The sequence below is a fragment of the Kosakonia sp. HypNH10 genome, assembly GCF_029850615.1.
GTDB lineage: Bacteria > Pseudomonadota > Gammaproteobacteria > Enterobacterales > Enterobacteriaceae > Kosakonia > Kosakonia cowanii.
The window spans coordinates 176,054-191,249 of record NZ_JAOTIU010000001.1 but is presented as its reverse complement, the minus strand read 5'-3'; the positions used below and the strand labels follow the sequence as shown (position 1 = coordinate 191,249).

Sequence of the window (15,196 nt, the reverse complement as noted above, 5' to 3'; positions counted from 1 at the left end):
GGCGCTACCATAGCGCCATTGCAATGACAGGAGATCTCCATGAGCGAGCAAGCTATTCGTTTAACGCAATACAGCCACGGAGCCGGTTGCGGATGTAAAATTTCCCCCAAAGTGCTGGACACCATTCTGCACAGCGAGCAGGCGAAATTCCTCGATCCCAACCTTCTGGTCGGCAACGAGACGCGTGACGACGCCGCGGTTTACGACCTTGGTAATGGCACCTGTGTAATCAGCACCACTGACTTTTTTATGCCGATCGTCGATAACCCCTTCGACTTTGGCCGCATCGCTGCGACAAATGCTATCAGCGACGTCTTCGCGATGGGCGGCAAACCGATTATGGCGATCGCTATCCTCGGCTGGCCGCTCGATAAGCTGCCCCCTGAGGTTGCCCGCGAAGTGATCGAAGGCGGGCGTTTTGCCTGCCAGCAGGCGGGCATTGCGCTGGCCGGTGGCCACTCGATTGACGCGCCGGAGCCGATTTTTGGCCTCGCCGTTACCGGCGTTGTGCCGACCGAGCGCGTAAAGAAAAACAGCACCGCGCAGGCGGGCTGCAAACTCTTTCTCACCAAACCATTGGGCATTGGCGTGTTGACCACCGCTGAGAAAAAATCGCTGCTTAAGCCGGAGCATGTCGGGCTGGCAACGGAAGTGATGTGCCGGATGAACCTCGCCGGTGCGGCGTTTGCCGATATTGAGGGCGTGAAAGCAATGACTGATGTCACCGGTTTTGGTCTGCTCGGCCACCTGAGCGAGATGTGCCAGGGCGCGGGCGTGCAGGCGCAACTTACCTACGCCGACGTGCCGAAGCTGCCGGGGGTAGAAGAGTATATTGCTCAGGGCGCGGTACCGGGCGGCACGCAGCGTAATTTTGCCAGCTACGGCCATCTGATGGGCGAGATGCCCGACGCGGTGCGCAATCTGCTCTGCGATCCGCAAACCTCCGGCGGCCTGCTGCTGGCGGTGACGCCGGACGCTGAAGCACAGGTGAAAGCCACGGCGGCGGAGTACGGCATTGAACTGAGCGCCATTGGCGAACTGGTCACCGCCCGCGGCGGTCGCCCGATGATTGAGATCCGATAAGTCGATGCGGTTATTTATTGCCGAAAAGCCCAGTCTGGCGCGCGCCATTGCCGATGTGTTGCCCAAGCCGCATCGCAAAGGCGACGGCTACATTGAGTGCGGTAATGGCCAGGTGGTGACCTGGTGCATCGGTCACCTGCTGGAGCAGGCGCAGCCGGACGCCTATGACAGCCGCTATGCGCGCTGGAACCTGGCGGATTTGCCCATTGTGCCGGAGAAGTGGCAGCTGCAGCCGCGCCCCTCGGTGCTGAAGCAGATCAACGTTATTAAGCGTCTGCTTGCCGACGCCGACGAAGTGGTGCATGCCGGTGACCCGGATCGCGAAGGGCAACTGCTGGTGGATGAGGTGATTGACTACCTGCAACTGCCGGCGGAAAAGCGCCAGCATGTGCAGCGCTGCCTGATTAACGATCTCAACCCGCAGGCGGTGGAGAGAGCGATTGGGCGGCTGCGCGCCAATAGCGAGTTTATTCCGCTCTGCGTCTCCGCGCTGGCCCGCGCCCGCGCAGACTGGCTTTACGGCATTAATATGACCCGCGCCTATACGCTTTTAGGCCGCAACGCCGGGTATCAGGGGGTGCTCTCCGTTGGGCGCGTCCAGACCCCGGTGCTGGGGCTGGTGGTGCGGCGCGATGAAGAGATTGAGAACTTCGTTTCGAAAGATTTCTTTGAAGTGAAAGCGCACATTGTGACGCCCGCCGGGGAGCGCTTTACCGCCCTGTGGCAGCCGAGCGATGCCTGTGAGCCTTACCAGGATGAAGAGGGGCGTCTGCTGCATCGCGCGCTCGCGGAGCACGTGGTTAACCGCATCAGCGGTCAACCAGCGATGGTCACCGCTTATAACGATAAACGGGAATCAGAACTGGCACCGCTGCCGTTCTCCCTCTCCTCACTACAGATTGAGACGGCGAAGCGTTTTGGCCTGAGCGCGCAGAACGTGCTCGATATCTGCCAGAAGCTCTATGAAACCCACAAATTAATTACCTATCCGCGCTCCGACAGCCGCTATCTGCCGGAGGAGCACTTCGCCGGTCGCCATGCGGTGCTGAACGCGATTGGCGTGCACGCCGCCGATCTGCTGCCGCAGCCGGTGGTCAACCCCGATACGCGCAACCGCTGCTGGGATGACAAAAAGGTGGATGCTCACCACGCCATCATTCCGACCGCGCGCAGCTCGAAGGTGAGCCTCAGCGATAACGAGTCCAAAGTCTATAACTTGATTGCGCGGCAATATCTGATGCAGTTCTGCCCGGATGCGGTGTTCCGCAAGTGCCAGATTGATCTCGATATCGCCAACGGCAAGTTTATCGCCAAAGCGCGTTTCCTTGCGGAAGCGGGCTGGCGGACGCTGCTTGGCGCGAAAGAGCGCGATGAAGATGATGACGGCACGCCGCTGCCGGTGGTAGCAAAGGGCGATGAGCTATTGTGTGAGAAGGGCGAAGTAGTGGCGCGCCAGACGCAGCCGCCGCGCCATTTCACCGATGCGACGCTGCTCTCTGCGATGACCGGTATTGCGCGCTTTGTGCAGGATAAGGATCTGAAAAAGATCCTGCGCGCCACCGATGGATTAGGCACGGAAGCGACGCGCGCGGGCATTATCGAATTGCTGTTTAAGCGCGGCTTTCTGGTGAAGAAAGGGCGCTATATTCACTCCTCCGACGCAGGAAGGGCACTGATCCACTCGCTGCCGGAGATGGCGGCGCGGCCGGATATGACCGCGCACTGGGAGTCGGTGCTGACGCAGATCAGCGAAAAGGAGTGTCGTTACCAGGACTTTATGCAACCGCTGGTCGGCACGCTGCATGAGCTGATCCACCAGGCGCGCAGCACCCCGGTGCGGCAGTTCCGCGGCCTGGTGGCACCCGGCGGCGATAAGAAAAAATCCTTCGCCAAAGGAAAAAGTAAGAAACGCCCGCCCGCAGCGGAAGCGCCTGCCTCGTAATCCCGTCAGCAATGCCCGATGGCGCTGCGCTTATCGGGCCTACAACAGCGTGACAGCCCGTAGGCCGGATAAGGCGATACGCCGCCATCCGGCAATGCGCTGCGGTTAAATCACGCCCTGGGCGATCATCGCGTCGGCGACTTTAACAAAGCCCGCGATATTCGCGCCGCGCACGTAATGCGTCTGCTTCTCTTCGCCGCCGTACTCTACGCAGGCCTGGTGAATATCCAGCATGATGTGCTGCAAACGGGCATCCACCTCTTCGGCTTTCCAGCTCATGCGGCCCGCATTCTGCGCCATCTCCAGACCGGAAGTTGCCACGCCGCCAGCATTCGCCGCTTTGCCCGGGGCAAACAGCACGCCCGCATCGAGGAAGAGATCCGTCGCTTCGATGGTGGTCGGCATATTAGCCCCTTCGGCCACCGCTTTGACGCCGTTGGCGATAAGCGTCTGCGCGGCCTCAACGTCCAGCTCATTCTGCGTGGCGCAGGGCAGCGCGATGTCGACCGGCACTGACCACGGCTGTTTCCCTTCCAGATAGGTCAGGCCAAACTCGCGCGCATAATCAGCGACCCGGCCGTCGCGGCTCGCCTTGATCTCACACAGGCGCGCCAGTTTTTCTGCCGTGAAGCCTGCTTCGTCCACCACCGTTCCCGCAGAGTCAGAGGCGGTAATCACGCGCGCGCCGAGCGACATCGCTTTCTCAATCGCATACTGGGCAACGTTGCCGGAGCCGGAAACCGCCACGCGCATCCCTTCAAAGCCAAGGCCGTGGCGCTCCAGCATCGCCTCGGTGAAGTAGACCAGGCCGTAGCCGGTCGCTTCCGGGCGGATCAGGCTGCCGCCAAACGAGAGGCCTTTTCCGGTAAAGACGCAGGCCGTGTTGTTGGAGAGCTTTTTCATCATCCCGGCCATAAAGCCCACTTCGCGCCCGCCCACGCCGATATCGCCCGCAGGCACGTCGGTATCCGCGCCGAGGTGGCGATAAAGTTCGGTGATCAGCGCCTGGCAGAAGCGCATCACTTCGCCATCGCTTTTGCCTTTAGGATTGAAATCGCTGCCGCCTTTACCGCCGCCCATCGGGAGCGTGGTGAGGGCATTTTTGAAGGTCTGTTCGAAGCCGAGGAACTTGAGGATCGATAAGTTTACCGAGGGGTGAAAACGCATGCCGCCTTTATAGGGGCCGATGGCGGAGCTGAACTGCACGCGCCACGCGCGGTTAACCTGCACCTGGTTGCGATCGTCTACCCAGGCGACACGGAACTGAATCACGCGCTCCGGCTCAACCAGACGTTCAAGCAGCGAAAGCTGACGGTAGCGCGGGTTGGCTTCGAGAAAGGGCCAGAGGGTGCTCATCACTTCGCGAACGGCCTGGGAGAACTCCGGCTGGTGCGGATCGCGCTGATGAACGGTATCAAGGAATGTTGCAAGAGAGGGGGTCTGATCCATAGATATAAGCGTCTCTTATTATGTTGATGAGTGTTGTTGTGTTTGCAATGCGCAAAAAACGGGCGCTTTTCGACTATAACATCGGCGACAGGCCACGCCGCAAGGGAAAATCTCGCTCATCAGATAAATTAAGAACCTGTTTACGGTCATAATGAAAAACGATGAAGCGGGAAACTAAAGTCCCGGAAAATAGATCCGTTATAGTAATAAGTGCAGTCAATCAAAAAGGAGAGGCTATGAGCCGATTTACAGGCGTTGCCGCCGCGTTGTTGCTGATCGCATCGGGCAGCGCGCTGGCGGATCGCTACCCGTCACCGGGTGTGGAAGTGAATGTCCCGGCCGAAGTATTCAGCAGCGGCGGGCAGACGCAAACGACACAGCCCTGCATGCAGTGCTGCGTCTACGGTAATCAAAATTACAGCGAAGGGTCGGTGATCAAAATGGAAGGCGTGCTGTTGCAGTGCCAGCGCGATGAACGAACGATCTCCACTAATCCGCTGGTGTGGCGGCGCGTAAAACCCTGAACGCCTCCAGCAGGGGGATATCCGCCGGAGCCAGCGCATAGTTGAGCGCCTCGGCGGGTGTCACCCACGCAAGCTGGCTGTGATAATGGCGCGTTGGCTCGCCTGCAAAGGTGCGCACGTGCCAGGCGTGGAGGGTAATCAGCCGCCCGGAAACTTCCCGCTGGTGGCTGGCAACAAAGCACGCCGGAACCGCCTCAATACCCAACTCCTCACGCAGCTCGCGCACCAGCGCCTGCGGCTGCGTTTCACCCGCTTCCACCTTGCCGCCCGCGAACTCCCATAACCCGGGTTGATCCGCGTGCGGCGGGCGCTGCGCCAGCAGAATATGGCCGTCGCGCTCAATGATGGCGGCGACCACGTCGATGCTTTTTAGCGTCTGCGTCATCAGAGTTTGAAGGTCGCCCAGACCGGTGCATGGTCGGAGGGTTTTTCCATGCCGCGGATATCGTAATCGATGCCGGTCTCCATGCAGCGCTCTGCCAGCGGCTGGCTCGCCAGCAGCAGATCGATACGCAGGCCGCGGTTGTCATCAAAGCCTCTTGAGCGGTAATCAAACCACGAGAAGCGATCCGTGGTGTCCGGGTTGGCTTCGCGGTAGGTATCCACCAGCCCCCAGTTTTTCAGGCGTTCCATCCACTCACGCTCTTCCGGCAGGAAGGAGCATTTGCCGGTACGCAGCCAGCGTTTACGGCTCTCTTCCCCGATGCCGATATCCAGATCCGTCGGGCTGATATTCATATCACCCATAATCAGCACCGGGTTCTCGCGCTTCAGTTCGTTATCGAGGAAGTGTTGCAGATCCTGGTAGAACTTCTCTTTTGCCGGGAACTTGGTCGGATGGTCGCGGCTTTCACCCTGCGGGAAGTAGCCATTGATAACAGTGATGTTGCCAAGCGGGGAGGGGATCTCCGCCATGATGATGCGGCGCTGTGCCTCTTCGTCGTCGTCCGGGAAGCCGCGACGCACCATTACAGGCGTCTCTTTGGTCAGCAGCGCCACGCCGTAGTGACCCTTTTGCCCGTGATAGAAGACGTTGTAACCGAGACGTGCCACCTCTTCGAGGGGGAACATATCGTCATGGACTTTCGTCTCCTGCAAACCGATCACATCGGGCTGGTGTTGTTCGACGATTGCCTGAAGCTGGTGGGGTCTGGCGCGCAGGCCGTTGATATTGAACGAGACAAATTTCATAGTCGCAGCCACTTAAGGGAGTGAAAGATGCAGGAATGTTATCAGAGTTTACTTTCAATCACTGCCACTTATTCCGAAGCCCATCGCGCCTGCGCAAAAATCAGGCCAGTTGCCTCTTTTCAGGGCGCGCTGCGCCAAAATGGGGCGTTCTGGCAGAATTAATTTCGAGGAGAGTCACAGTTCCAGAATTAAATTTTATAAATGCATAAACTATCGCTAAATCCCGCCCTGGTTGGCCGCAATATCTAAAATTATTCACTTTTTATGCATGATAAGTGAATGGCGCCGGGTTGTAAGTTATTGAAATAACGTTAATGCACCCCTTTTATGCATTTTTCCCTCTGGCTGGCACGAAGCGTGCAATCTACATTAAGGGCGAAAACGTCATTTTTATTAACATTTATTCAACTATTTATTTACCGGTGAGGTCGCTATGTCTCTGTCTGTTACGCGTGAAAATTTCGATCAATGGATGCTGCCGGTCTATGCGCCTGCGCCGTTTATTCCGGTTCGTGGTGAGGGTTCACGTCTGTGGGATCAGCAGGGTACGGAGTATATCGACTTCGCCGGTGGCATTGCGGTTAACGCGCTGGGCCACGCAAACCCGGTGCTGTGCAAAGCGTTAAGCGAGCAGGCGGCGAAGTTCTGGCATACCGGCAATGGCTACACCAACGAACCAGCGCTGCGGCTGGCAAAACGGCTGATTGATGCCACTTTCGCCGACCGCGTCTTCTTTTGTAACTCCGGGGCGGAAGCCAACGAAGCAGCGCTGAAACTGGCGCGTAAATATGCTCACGACACCTTCGGCGCGCAGAAGAGCGGCATTGTCGCCTTTAAAAATGCCTTCCACGGCCGCACGCTCTTTACCGTCAGCGCCGGTGGTCAGCCCGCCTATTCGCAGGATTTCGCGCCGCTGCCGCCGCAGATCCAGCATGCCACCTTTAACGATCTCGCCTCTGCCAGCGCCCTGATTAACGACGACACCTGCGCGGTCATTGTTGAGCCGATGCAGGGCGAGGGCGGCGTAGTGCCTGCCGATCCGGCCTTTTTACAGGGGCTGCGCGAGATCTGCTCCCGCCACAATGCGCTGCTGATTTTTGATGAGGTACAAACCGGCGTCTGTCGCACCGGGGAACTCTATGCCTATATGCACTATGGCGTGACGCCGGATGTGTTAACCACCGCGAAAGCGCTCGGCGGTGGCTTCCCGATTGGCGCGATGCTCACCACCGAGACCTTCGGCAAGGTGATGAATGTCGGCACTCACGGCACCACCTATGGCGGTAACCCGCTGGCGGGCGCGGTGGCAGGCGCGCTGCTTGATACCGTCAACACTCCGCAGATGCTCAACGGCGTTAAACAGCGCCACGAGTGGTTTACCGAACAACTTACCGCCATCAATGCCCGTCACCTGCTGTTTAGCGATATTCGCGGCCTTGGGCTGTTGATCGGCTGCCAACTGGTGCCCGCCTTTAGCGGTAAAGCGAAGCAGATCTCCCAGCTGGCGGCAGCAGAAGGGGTGATGGTGCTGATTGCCGGTGGCAACGTGCTGCGTTTCGCCCCGGCGCTGAACATCAGCGAAGAGGAGGTGCGCATCGGCCTTGAGCGCTTTGCCCGCGCCTGTGAAAAATTCCTCTCGGAGAGCACAACATGATGGTGATTCGTCCGGTCGCGGCAAGCGATCTCGCAGCCCTGATGAAACTCGCCGGCAAAACCGGCGGCGGTTTAACCTCGCTGCCCGCCGATGAGGCAACCCTGGCGGCACGTATTGAGCGCGCCCGCCAGACCTGGCAAGGCACGCTGCCGAAGGGCGAGCAGGGCTATGTTTTTGTGCTGGAAGATACGCAGAGCGGCGAAGTGGGCGGCATCTGCGCCATTGAGGTCGCCGTCGGGCTTAATGACCCCTGGTACAACTACCGCGTTGGCACTCAGGTGCACGCCTCGAAAGAGCTGAATGTCTATAACGCGCTGCCGACGCTGTTTCTCAGTAACGATCACACCGGTAGCAGCGAGCTCTGCACGCTGTTTCTCGATCCCGCCTGGCGCAAAGCAGGCAACGGCTACCTGCTGTCGAAATCGCGCTTTATGTTTATGGCGGCGTTTCGCGATCGCTTCAATGAAAAAGTGGTTGCCGAAATGCGCGGGGTGATTGATGAGCATGGGTACTCCCCCTTCTGGGAGAGCGTGGGTAAGCGCTTCTTCTCAATGGAGTTCAGTCGCGCGGATTATCTCTGCGGCACCGGGCAGAAAGCGTTTATCGCTGAGCTGATGCCGAAACACCCCATTTATACCCACTTCCTCTCGCAAGAGGCGCAGTCGGTGATCGGTCACGTCCATCCGCAGACCGCGCCTGCGCGAGCTGTGCTGGAGAAAGAGGGGTTCCGCTACCGTAACTATGTCGACATCTTTGATGGCGGGCCAACGCTGGAGTGCGATATCGACCGCGTGCGGGCAATCCGCAAAAGTCGCCTGGTGGCGGTTGGCGAAGGGCAGCGTGCGCCGGGCGAGTGGCCGGCCTGCATGGTGTCGAATGAGCGCTATGACGATTTTCGCGCGATGCTGATCAACGTCGACCCGCAGACCGAACGGCTACTGCTGTCGGCGGGCGAACTGGATGCGCTGAAGTGTCAGCCCGGCGATAGCGTCCGGCTGGTACGCCTGTGTGCGGAAGAGAAGAGTGGTGAGGAGACAGCGCAATGAGTTTATGGATCAACGGTGAGTGGATAAAGGGCCAGGGCGCACGGCGGGAGAAAACCAACCCGGTTAATCATGAGGTGCTGTGGCAGGGCTTTGATGCGGATAGCGCTCAGGTCGAGGCGGCTTACCAGGCCGCGCGCGCGGCTTTCCCCGCCTGGGCGCGCCAGCCCTTTAGCGCCCGCCAGGCGATCGTGGAAAAGTTTGCCGCGCTGCTGGAGAGCGATAAAGAGGAGCTAACGACGATCATCGCCCGCGAAACCGGCAAACCGCGCTGGGAAGCCGCCACCGAAATCACCGCGATGATCAACAAAGCGGCGATCTCGGTGAAGGCGTATCACGCGCGTACCGGCGAGCAGCAGACGGAGATGGCAGACGGTGCAGCGACCCTGCGTCATCGCCCGCACGGCGTGCTGGCGGTGTTTGGCCCCTATAACTTCCCCGGCCACTTACCCAACGGGCATATTATCCCGGCACTGCTGGCGGGCAATACGCTGCTGTTTAAACCGAGCGAACTAACGCCGTGGATCGGCGAGGCGGTGGTGAAATTGTGGCAGCAGGCTGGCTTACCGGCTGGCGTGCTCAACTTGTTGCAGGGCGGGCGCGAGACCGGCCAGGCGCTGAGCGCGCTACCGGGGCTGGACGGGCTGCTGTTTACCGGCAGTGCTAACACCGGCTATCAGCTGCATCGCCAGCTGGCGGGTCAGCCGGAGAAGATCCTCGCGCTGGAGATGGGCGGCAATAACCCGCTGATTGTTGAAGATCCGGACGATATTGATGCCGCGGTGCATCTGGCGATCCAGTCCGCCTTTGTGACCGCTGGTCAGCGCTGCACCTGCGCGCGGCGGCTGCTGGTGAAACGCTCGGCGGCGGGCGACGCCTTCCTGAAAAGGCTGGTGGAGGTTGCCAGCAAGCTGATACCGGCTGCCTGGGACGCCGAGCCGCAGCCCTTTTTCGGCGGGCTGATCTCACCCCAGGCGGCGGAGCAGGTCTATCACGCCTGGCAGGAGCATGAAGCGCGCGGCGGCAAAACGTTACTGGCTCCGCGCCTGCTGGCGGCGGGAACCTCTTTGCTGACGCCGGGTATTATTGAGATGACCGCGGTGGGCAATGTACCCGATGAAGAGGTGTTTGGCCCGCTGCTCTGCGTCTGGCGCTATGACGACTTCGACGATGCCATCACGCTTGCCAATAACACGCGCTATGGCCTGGCTTGCGGCCTGATTTCACCGCAGCGGGAGAAGTTTGATCGCCTGCTGCTGGAGGCGCGCGCCGGGATCGTTAACTGGAACAAGCCGCTAACGGGTGCGGCGAGCACTGCGCCGTTCGGCGGCGTTGGCGCGTCCGGCAACCATCGCGCCAGCGCCTGGTATGCGGCGGATTACTGCGCCTGGCCGATGGCGAGCCTTGAGACGGCGGATCTCACTCTCCCGCAAAGCCTCAGCCCGGGCCTTGGCCATTTGCGTGAGGAGCAGCCATGAGCGCGCGTGAAGTGAACTTTGATGGCCTGGTCGGGCTGACGCACCACTACGCGGGTTTATCCTTCGGTAATGAAGCCTCGACTAAACACCGTTTTCAGCGATCCAACCCAAAGCTGGCGGCAAAGCAGGGGCTTTTAAAGATGAAAGCGCTGGCGGACGCCGGCTTTCCCCAGGCGGTCATTCCCCCTCACGAGCGCCCGAACGTTGCTGCGTTACGCCAGTTAGGTTTTCGCGGTAGCGATGAACAGGTCGTTGAAAAAGCCGCAACCCAGGCGCCGGAACTGCTCTCTGCCGCCAGCTCCGCTTCAGCGATGTGGGTGGCGAATGCCGCCACCGTTTGCCCGTCGGCAGATGCCGAGGATGGCAAAGTCCACCTGACAGTGGCGAACCTGAACAACAAATTCCACCGCTCAATCGAAGCGCCGACCACCGAAGCGCTGCTGCGGGCGATTTTCCGCGATCCACACACCTTCAGCGTACACGGCGCGCTGCCGCAAGTGGCGCGTTTTGGCGACGAGGGGGCCGCTAACCATAACCGCTTCGGCGGCGAGTATGGCGATGCGGGGGTGCAGCTCTTTGTGTATGGCCGCGAGGAGGGCAACGAACTGGCTCCCGGGCGTTATCCGGCGCGCCAGACGCTGGAGGCAAGCCAGGCGGTGGCCCGCCTCAACCAGGTGCGTGCGCATCAGGTGGTCTATGCTCAGCAAAACCCGGAAGTAATCGATCTGGGCGTATTCCATAATGATGTGATTGCGGTCTCCAACCGCCAATTGCTCTTCTGCCACGAGCAGGCGTTTGCCGGGCAGCCTCAGCTGCTGGCTACGCTTGCGGCAAAAGTGCCGGGCTTTATGGCGATCGAAGTGCCGCAACAGGCGGTATCGGTCACAGACGCGGTGGCAACTTACCTGTTTAATAGTCAATTACTGAGCCATGATGATGGCCGCATGACGCTGGTGTTGCCGCAGGAGTCGCAGGAGCATGCAGGCGTCTGGCGTTACCTCAATGACCTGCTGGCGCAGGATAACCCGATTAGCGCCCTTCAGGTCTTCGATCTGCGCGAAAGTATGGCGAACGGCGGCGGGCCAGCCTGTCTGCGTTTGCGGGTAGTGTTGAGCGAGGCGGAGCAGCGGGCGGTAAACCCGGCGGTGATGATGAACGATACGCTGTTTGCCGCGCTTAATGCGTGGGTAGACAAATACTATCGCGACCGTCTTACGCAGGCCGATTTAGCCGATCCTCAGCTGCTGCGCGAAGGGCGTGAAGCACTGGATCGCCTCACTCAACTGTTGGATCTCGGGTCGGTTTATCCTTTTCAGCGTTAAGCGGAGGCGGTATGGAGAACTTTCTGGCAGCAACCATTGCGGGCGATATTCCACGCAAGATGTCCGGTGAAGCGGGCGGGATTCACTGGTTGTGGCATGAGCAGGGGATCCTCGAGCTGGTGCCGCCGCAGCCGGTAGGGCGTTCGCTGGTGATCTCCTGCGCCATTCACGGCAATGAGACGGCGCCGGTGGAGCTTATCGATCAACTGCTGCACAACCTCTTCTCCGGTGAGCAGCCGCTGAGCTGGCGATTGCTGATTATTCTCGGCAATCCGCAGGCGCTGGCGCAGGGTAAGCGCTATATCAAAAGCGATCTCAACCGCATGTTCAGCGGGCGCTGGCAGCAGCTTCCGCCGAGTGATGAAACCATCCGCGCGGCGCAGCTTGAGCGCGCGGTGACGCACTTTTTCTCCGAGGGCGACGAGACGCGCTGGCATCTCGATCTGCATACCGCTATTCGCGGTTCGCATCATGTGCGCTTTGGCGTTCTGCCGCAGCGCGCCACGCCGTGGGATGAATCTTTCCTGACGTGGCTCGGCGCGGCAGGGCTTGAAGCGCTGGTGTTCCACCAGGCACCGGGTGGAACCTTTACCCACTTCAGCTGTGAATCCTTCGACGCGCTCGCCTGCACGCTGGAGCTGGGCAAAGCGCTGCCATTTGGTGCCAACGATCTCAGCCAGTTTCAACGCACCGCCTGGGCGCTGGCGGCGCTGCTTGCCGGCGAACCCGCGCCCGATACCGAGCATCCTCCGCTGCGTTACCGGGTGGTGCAGCAACTCACCCGGCGCAGTGAGGCGTTTACACTCTATATGGACAATGAGACGCTGAACTTTACCCCGTTCAGCGAGGGGACACTGCTGGCGGAGGATCGCGGCGAGCGCTATCTGGTGACGCACCCGCAGGAGTATGTGCTATTTCCCAACCCTAATGTCGAGATTGGATTACGCGCCGGATTAATGCTGGAAAAAATAGCGTAGCGTTAAGCCCTGCCACCGCAGGGCTTATTTTTGCTCTCTGAACTTATTACGGAATTATCTTGTTGAGTGCTGAAAAAAATAGCATACTCAGTTTTTGCTTATCTCCATAAAAAACTTATATTTCAGCGGCTTGTTTATTTTTATTTCCACTCTTCACCGTTTATCCTTATTTCCTTCATATTTGATTAAAATCTCACTTTTACACTTTCACTGTTTTACCATCGCTCTGATTAATTGACGCTTGAAGCGCTAAAGTGATTAGCGTCAACACGGCAACCGCCGTATATAAAACTGAAGTAAGGAAGAATATTATGCGTAAATTGACTGCCCTGTTTGTTGCCTCTACCCTGGCGTTTGGTGCTGCAAGCCTTGCGCACGCTGATGATGCTCCGGCTGCACCGGCTGATGCCAAACCGATGATGCATCATCACAAAGGAAAAGGGCCGCATGAGATGATGTTCCAGGGCCTGAACCTGACCGATGCGCAGAAAGCGCAAATCCGCGACATCATGAAGAGCCAGCGTGAAGAGATGAAGCGTCCGCCTGTGGAAGAACTGCGCGCGATGCATGAGATTGTCGCCAGCGACAGCTTCGATAAAGCCAAAGCTGAAGCGCAAATCAATAAGATGGATGAGCAGCGCAAAGCCGACATGCTCAAACATATGGAAACGCAGAACAAGATTTACAACATTCTGACGCCGGATCAGAAAAAACAGTTCAATGCCAATTTTGAGAAGCGTCTGACAGAACGTCCTGCCGCAGGCGATAAAATGCCTCCTGCACCGGCTGAATAATTTAGTCGACCCTTCTTAAGACCGCCGGTTTTGCCCATCGCCAGTAGCACATGATGGGCAGAACCGGCGGTTTTTTCTCGCCTGCCTCTTGCCAGCCGCTACCGGCGCGGTATCCTCGTTGTTCCTGTGTGCCCGAAGTTGCTACTTATCTGAAGTTTATACTTTTTTACATCTCTGGTTACGTCGTAGCCTAAGGCATCGCTGCCTGGCTGCCGATAACCTGTTTATAGCAATGTGAACAAGAACAAGAATGCACGCTGTTTCAGAAGCAGCGGCGCAGCGTATCGCTGTGCTATTCAGGAGTGATGATGGAATTCTTTGATATTCGCAAAATGCCGGTCAATCTCTGGCGAAATGGCGCAGGCGAAACCCGCGAGATTTGCTGCTTTCCGCCTGCTACCCGCGAATTTAACTGGCGCGCCAGCATTGCCTCGCTGGCCGGAAACGGTGAATTTACGCCTTTCCCCGGCGTCGATCGCGTGATCACGCTGATAGAAGGTGGGGAAGTGACGCTCAACGGCGGCAGTGTGCGCCATACCCTGAAGCGCCACCAGCCTTTTACTTTCGCAGGGGATCAGCCGGTCAAGGCCGAGCTTTGCGAAGGCCGTATGTCGATGGATTTTAATATTATGACCCGCCGCGATCGCTGCCAGGCGAACGTGCGCATCGCCGATCGCACCTTCACCACCTTCGGTTCGCGCGGCGGGGTGGTTTTCGTGCTGAGCGGCGCATGGCAGCTGGGCGATAAACTGCTCACCGCCGATCAGGGCGCGTGCTGGCAGGAGGGGAGGCAGACCCTGCGGCTGCTCCGCGCCGAAGGGCAGTTACTCTTTAGCGAAATCACCTGGCTGGCCGGGCACTAAGCCAGTTCTACAATCTCGTGCTCGCCCGACAGCAGCGGTTTACACAGAATTTTATAGCCATCGTGATCGAAGCCAGCGGGGGTGCGCAGCAACGCTGCCGCCTCGCCTGGCGTATTGACCGAACCCAGCCAGAGCCAGTTATGGATGATGTGATACTGCGTCATCTCACCAAAGCTCTCTTTTAACCCAATCGGCCCCTGCCATGGCCAGCACACCAGTTGCATACGCGCCATCGCGGCGAGAAAACGGCTATTGTGCTCTTCAACGCTCTCTTTTCCGCAGCAGGCACCGGCGCAGCGTTTTAGCGCCGAGCGAAAACAGGGGCGGCCACGGCTGAGCGGCTCAAGCCCGAGCAAGCCGTAACAGAGCTTCTCCTCATCGGCGATGGATTGCAGCGATTGCAGCGCCGTGCGCCGGTTGGCAAACAGACCAAAAAGATGGGGAGAAGAGGAGAAATCCACTTCGCGGGCGTAAACCACCTGCGGCTTACCTTCCTCCACGCGCAGTGAGCAGAGCTGGCGATTACGGCGCAGGCGTTTATTAAACAGCGGCTGCTGCTCTTTGATAAGCCTGGCTTCCAGCAGCAGCGCGCCAATCTCACCGGCGGTGCAGATCCAGCTAACGCGCCGGGACTGACGCAGCATGGAGGCTTCATCCGGGGTGCGGAAATGGGACATCACCCGGCTGCGAATATTGACGCTTTTGCCGATATAGAGCGGCATCGCCTCGCTGTCACCATGAAAAATATAGACGCCAGGGTGCTTAGGCATCGCCTCAAGCCACTGACGCAGATGTTCGGGGTATTCATAGATTGCCGCCGCCTCAAATGAAAGACGCGGGGCGGATTGACGCCTTGCCACACGGAACTCCTGATAC

At 58.9% G+C, this 15,196-nt stretch carries 14 protein-coding genes; 10 read left to right on the top strand and 4 right to left on the bottom strand.

Annotated features, from left to right (window positions below; all coding sequences use genetic code 11):
- Positions 1–39 precede the first annotated feature (39 nt).
- Positions 40–1,083: a selenide, water dikinase SelD gene (gene selD / locus N7V53_RS00940; protein WP_128483090.1), complete on the top strand. Its 1,044-nt coding sequence runs from the start codon at positions 40–42 to the stop codon at positions 1,081–1,083.
- Positions 1,084–1,087: 4 nt separating this feature from the next.
- The gene (locus N7V53_RS00935; RefSeq protein ID WP_279791600.1) at positions 1,088–3,025 is read left to right on the top strand and encodes a DNA topoisomerase III; all 1,938 of its coding nucleotides are present in this window, start codon (positions 1,088–1,090) and stop codon (positions 3,023–3,025) included.
- A 105-nt stretch (positions 3,026–3,130) separates the two neighbouring features.
- On the opposite strand, the gene gdhA is transcribed toward N7V53_RS00935, so the two are convergent.
- On the bottom strand, positions 3,131–4,474 hold the full coding sequence (gdhA, locus tag N7V53_RS00930; protein ID WP_279791598.1) for an NADP-specific glutamate dehydrogenase: 1,344 nt from the start codon (positions 4,472–4,474) through the stop codon (positions 3,131–3,133).
- A gap of 236 nt (positions 4,475–4,710) precedes the next feature.
- Here gdhA and N7V53_RS00925 point away from each other — a divergent pair, with 236 nt between their 5' ends.
- Positions 4,711–4,998: a DUF1496 domain-containing protein gene (locus tag N7V53_RS00925; RefSeq protein ID WP_042713116.1), complete on the top strand. Its 288-nt coding sequence runs from the start codon at positions 4,711–4,713 to the stop codon at positions 4,996–4,998.
- Here N7V53_RS00925 and N7V53_RS00920 read toward each other — a convergent pair.
- Both N7V53_RS00920 and xthA read right to left on the bottom strand, forming a co-directional pair.
- On the bottom strand, positions 4,964–5,383 hold the full coding sequence (locus N7V53_RS00920; protein WP_279791596.1) for a pyrimidine (deoxy)nucleoside triphosphate diphosphatase: 420 nt from the start codon (positions 5,381–5,383) through the stop codon (positions 4,964–4,966). The two genes, N7V53_RS00925 and N7V53_RS00920, sit on opposite strands and share 35 nt — an antisense overlap.
- Positions 5,383–6,189 (bottom strand): exodeoxyribonuclease III, encoded by an 807-nt coding sequence (xthA, locus tag N7V53_RS00915; RefSeq protein WP_279791595.1) that lies wholly within the window; start codon positions 6,187–6,189, stop codon positions 5,383–5,385. Before xthA ends, N7V53_RS00920 begins: the two co-directional genes overlap by 1 nt.
- Before the next feature lie 433 nt (positions 6,190–6,622).
- Between xthA and N7V53_RS00910 the strand changes: the two genes are divergently transcribed.
- From N7V53_RS00910 to ves, 7 genes are all read left to right on the top strand, one after another.
- A complete protein-coding gene (locus N7V53_RS00910) occupies positions 6,623–7,843 on the top strand; it encodes an aspartate aminotransferase family protein (RefSeq protein ID WP_279791594.1) in 1,221 nt (406 codons plus the stop codon).
- Positions 7,840–8,889: an arginine N-succinyltransferase gene (gene astA / locus N7V53_RS00905; protein ID WP_279791593.1), complete on the top strand. Its 1,050-nt coding sequence runs from the start codon at positions 7,840–7,842 to the stop codon at positions 8,887–8,889. The genes N7V53_RS00910 and astA overlap by 4 nt, the downstream gene beginning before the upstream one ends.
- Positions 8,886–10,364 (top strand): succinylglutamate-semialdehyde dehydrogenase, encoded by a 1,479-nt coding sequence (gene astD / locus N7V53_RS00900; protein ID WP_279791591.1) that lies wholly within the window; start codon positions 8,886–8,888, stop codon positions 10,362–10,364. The genes astA and astD overlap by 4 nt, the downstream gene beginning before the upstream one ends.
- Positions 10,361–11,686 (top strand): N-succinylarginine dihydrolase, encoded by a 1,326-nt coding sequence (gene astB / locus N7V53_RS00895; protein ID WP_279791590.1) that lies wholly within the window; start codon positions 10,361–10,363, stop codon positions 11,684–11,686. The genes astD and astB overlap by 4 nt, the downstream gene beginning before the upstream one ends.
- A gap of 11 nt (positions 11,687–11,697) precedes the next feature.
- Complete coding sequence (gene astE, locus N7V53_RS00890) at positions 11,698–12,663, top strand: succinylglutamate desuccinylase (protein ID WP_279791589.1); 966 nt, start codon at positions 11,698–11,700, stop codon at positions 12,661–12,663.
- Between the two features lie 311 nt (positions 12,664–12,974).
- Positions 12,975–13,457 (top strand): ATP-independent periplasmic protein-refolding chaperone Spy, encoded by a 483-nt coding sequence (gene spy / locus N7V53_RS00885; protein WP_124968499.1) that lies wholly within the window; start codon positions 12,975–12,977, stop codon positions 13,455–13,457.
- Between the two features lie 308 nt (positions 13,458–13,765).
- Positions 13,766–14,320 (top strand): environmental stress-induced protein Ves, encoded by a 555-nt coding sequence (gene ves, locus N7V53_RS00880; RefSeq protein ID WP_023481716.1) that lies wholly within the window; start codon positions 13,766–13,768, stop codon positions 14,318–14,320.
- Here ves and cho read toward each other — a convergent pair.
- Entirely contained in the window at positions 14,317–15,180 is an 864-nt protein-coding gene (gene cho, locus N7V53_RS00875) for an excinuclease Cho (RefSeq protein WP_023481516.1), read from the bottom strand. The genes ves and cho overlap by 4 nt on opposite strands.
- Positions 15,181–15,196 lie beyond the last annotated feature (16 nt).

What these genes read in the sequence shown, in the direction of transcription:
- selD (WP_128483090.1), top strand. Translation starts at nt 40, where the DNA reads ATGAGCGAGCAAGCTATTCGTTTAACGCAATACAGCCACGGAGCCGGT.
- N7V53_RS00935 (WP_279791600.1), top strand. Translation starts at nt 1,088, where the DNA reads ATGCGGTTATTTATTGCCGAAAAGCCCAGTCTGGCGCGCGCCATTGCC.
- gdhA (WP_279791598.1), bottom strand. Translation starts at nt 4,474, where the DNA reads ATGGATCAGACCCCCTCTCTTGCAACATTCCTTGATACCGTTCATCAG.
- N7V53_RS00925 (WP_042713116.1), top strand. Translation starts at nt 4,711, where the DNA reads ATGAGCCGATTTACAGGCGTTGCCGCCGCGTTGTTGCTGATCGCATCG.
- N7V53_RS00920 (WP_279791596.1), bottom strand. Translation starts at nt 5,383, where the DNA reads ATGACGCAGACGCTAAAAAGCATCGACGTGGTCGCCGCCATCATTGAG.
- xthA (WP_279791595.1), bottom strand. Translation starts at nt 6,189, where the DNA reads ATGAAATTTGTCTCGTTCAATATCAACGGCCTGCGCGCCAGACCCCAC.
- N7V53_RS00910 (WP_279791594.1), top strand. Translation starts at nt 6,623, where the DNA reads ATGTCTCTGTCTGTTACGCGTGAAAATTTCGATCAATGGATGCTGCCG.
- astA (WP_279791593.1), top strand. Translation starts at nt 7,840, where the DNA reads ATGATGGTGATTCGTCCGGTCGCGGCAAGCGATCTCGCAGCCCTGATG.
- astD (WP_279791591.1), top strand. Translation starts at nt 8,886, where the DNA reads ATGAGTTTATGGATCAACGGTGAGTGGATAAAGGGCCAGGGCGCACGG.
- astB (WP_279791590.1), top strand. Translation starts at nt 10,361, where the DNA reads ATGAGCGCGCGTGAAGTGAACTTTGATGGCCTGGTCGGGCTGACGCAC.
- astE (WP_279791589.1), top strand. Translation starts at nt 11,698, where the DNA reads ATGGAGAACTTTCTGGCAGCAACCATTGCGGGCGATATTCCACGCAAG.
- spy (WP_124968499.1), top strand. Translation starts at nt 12,975, where the DNA reads ATGCGTAAATTGACTGCCCTGTTTGTTGCCTCTACCCTGGCGTTTGGT.
- ves (WP_023481716.1), top strand. Translation starts at nt 13,766, where the DNA reads ATGGAATTCTTTGATATTCGCAAAATGCCGGTCAATCTCTGGCGAAAT.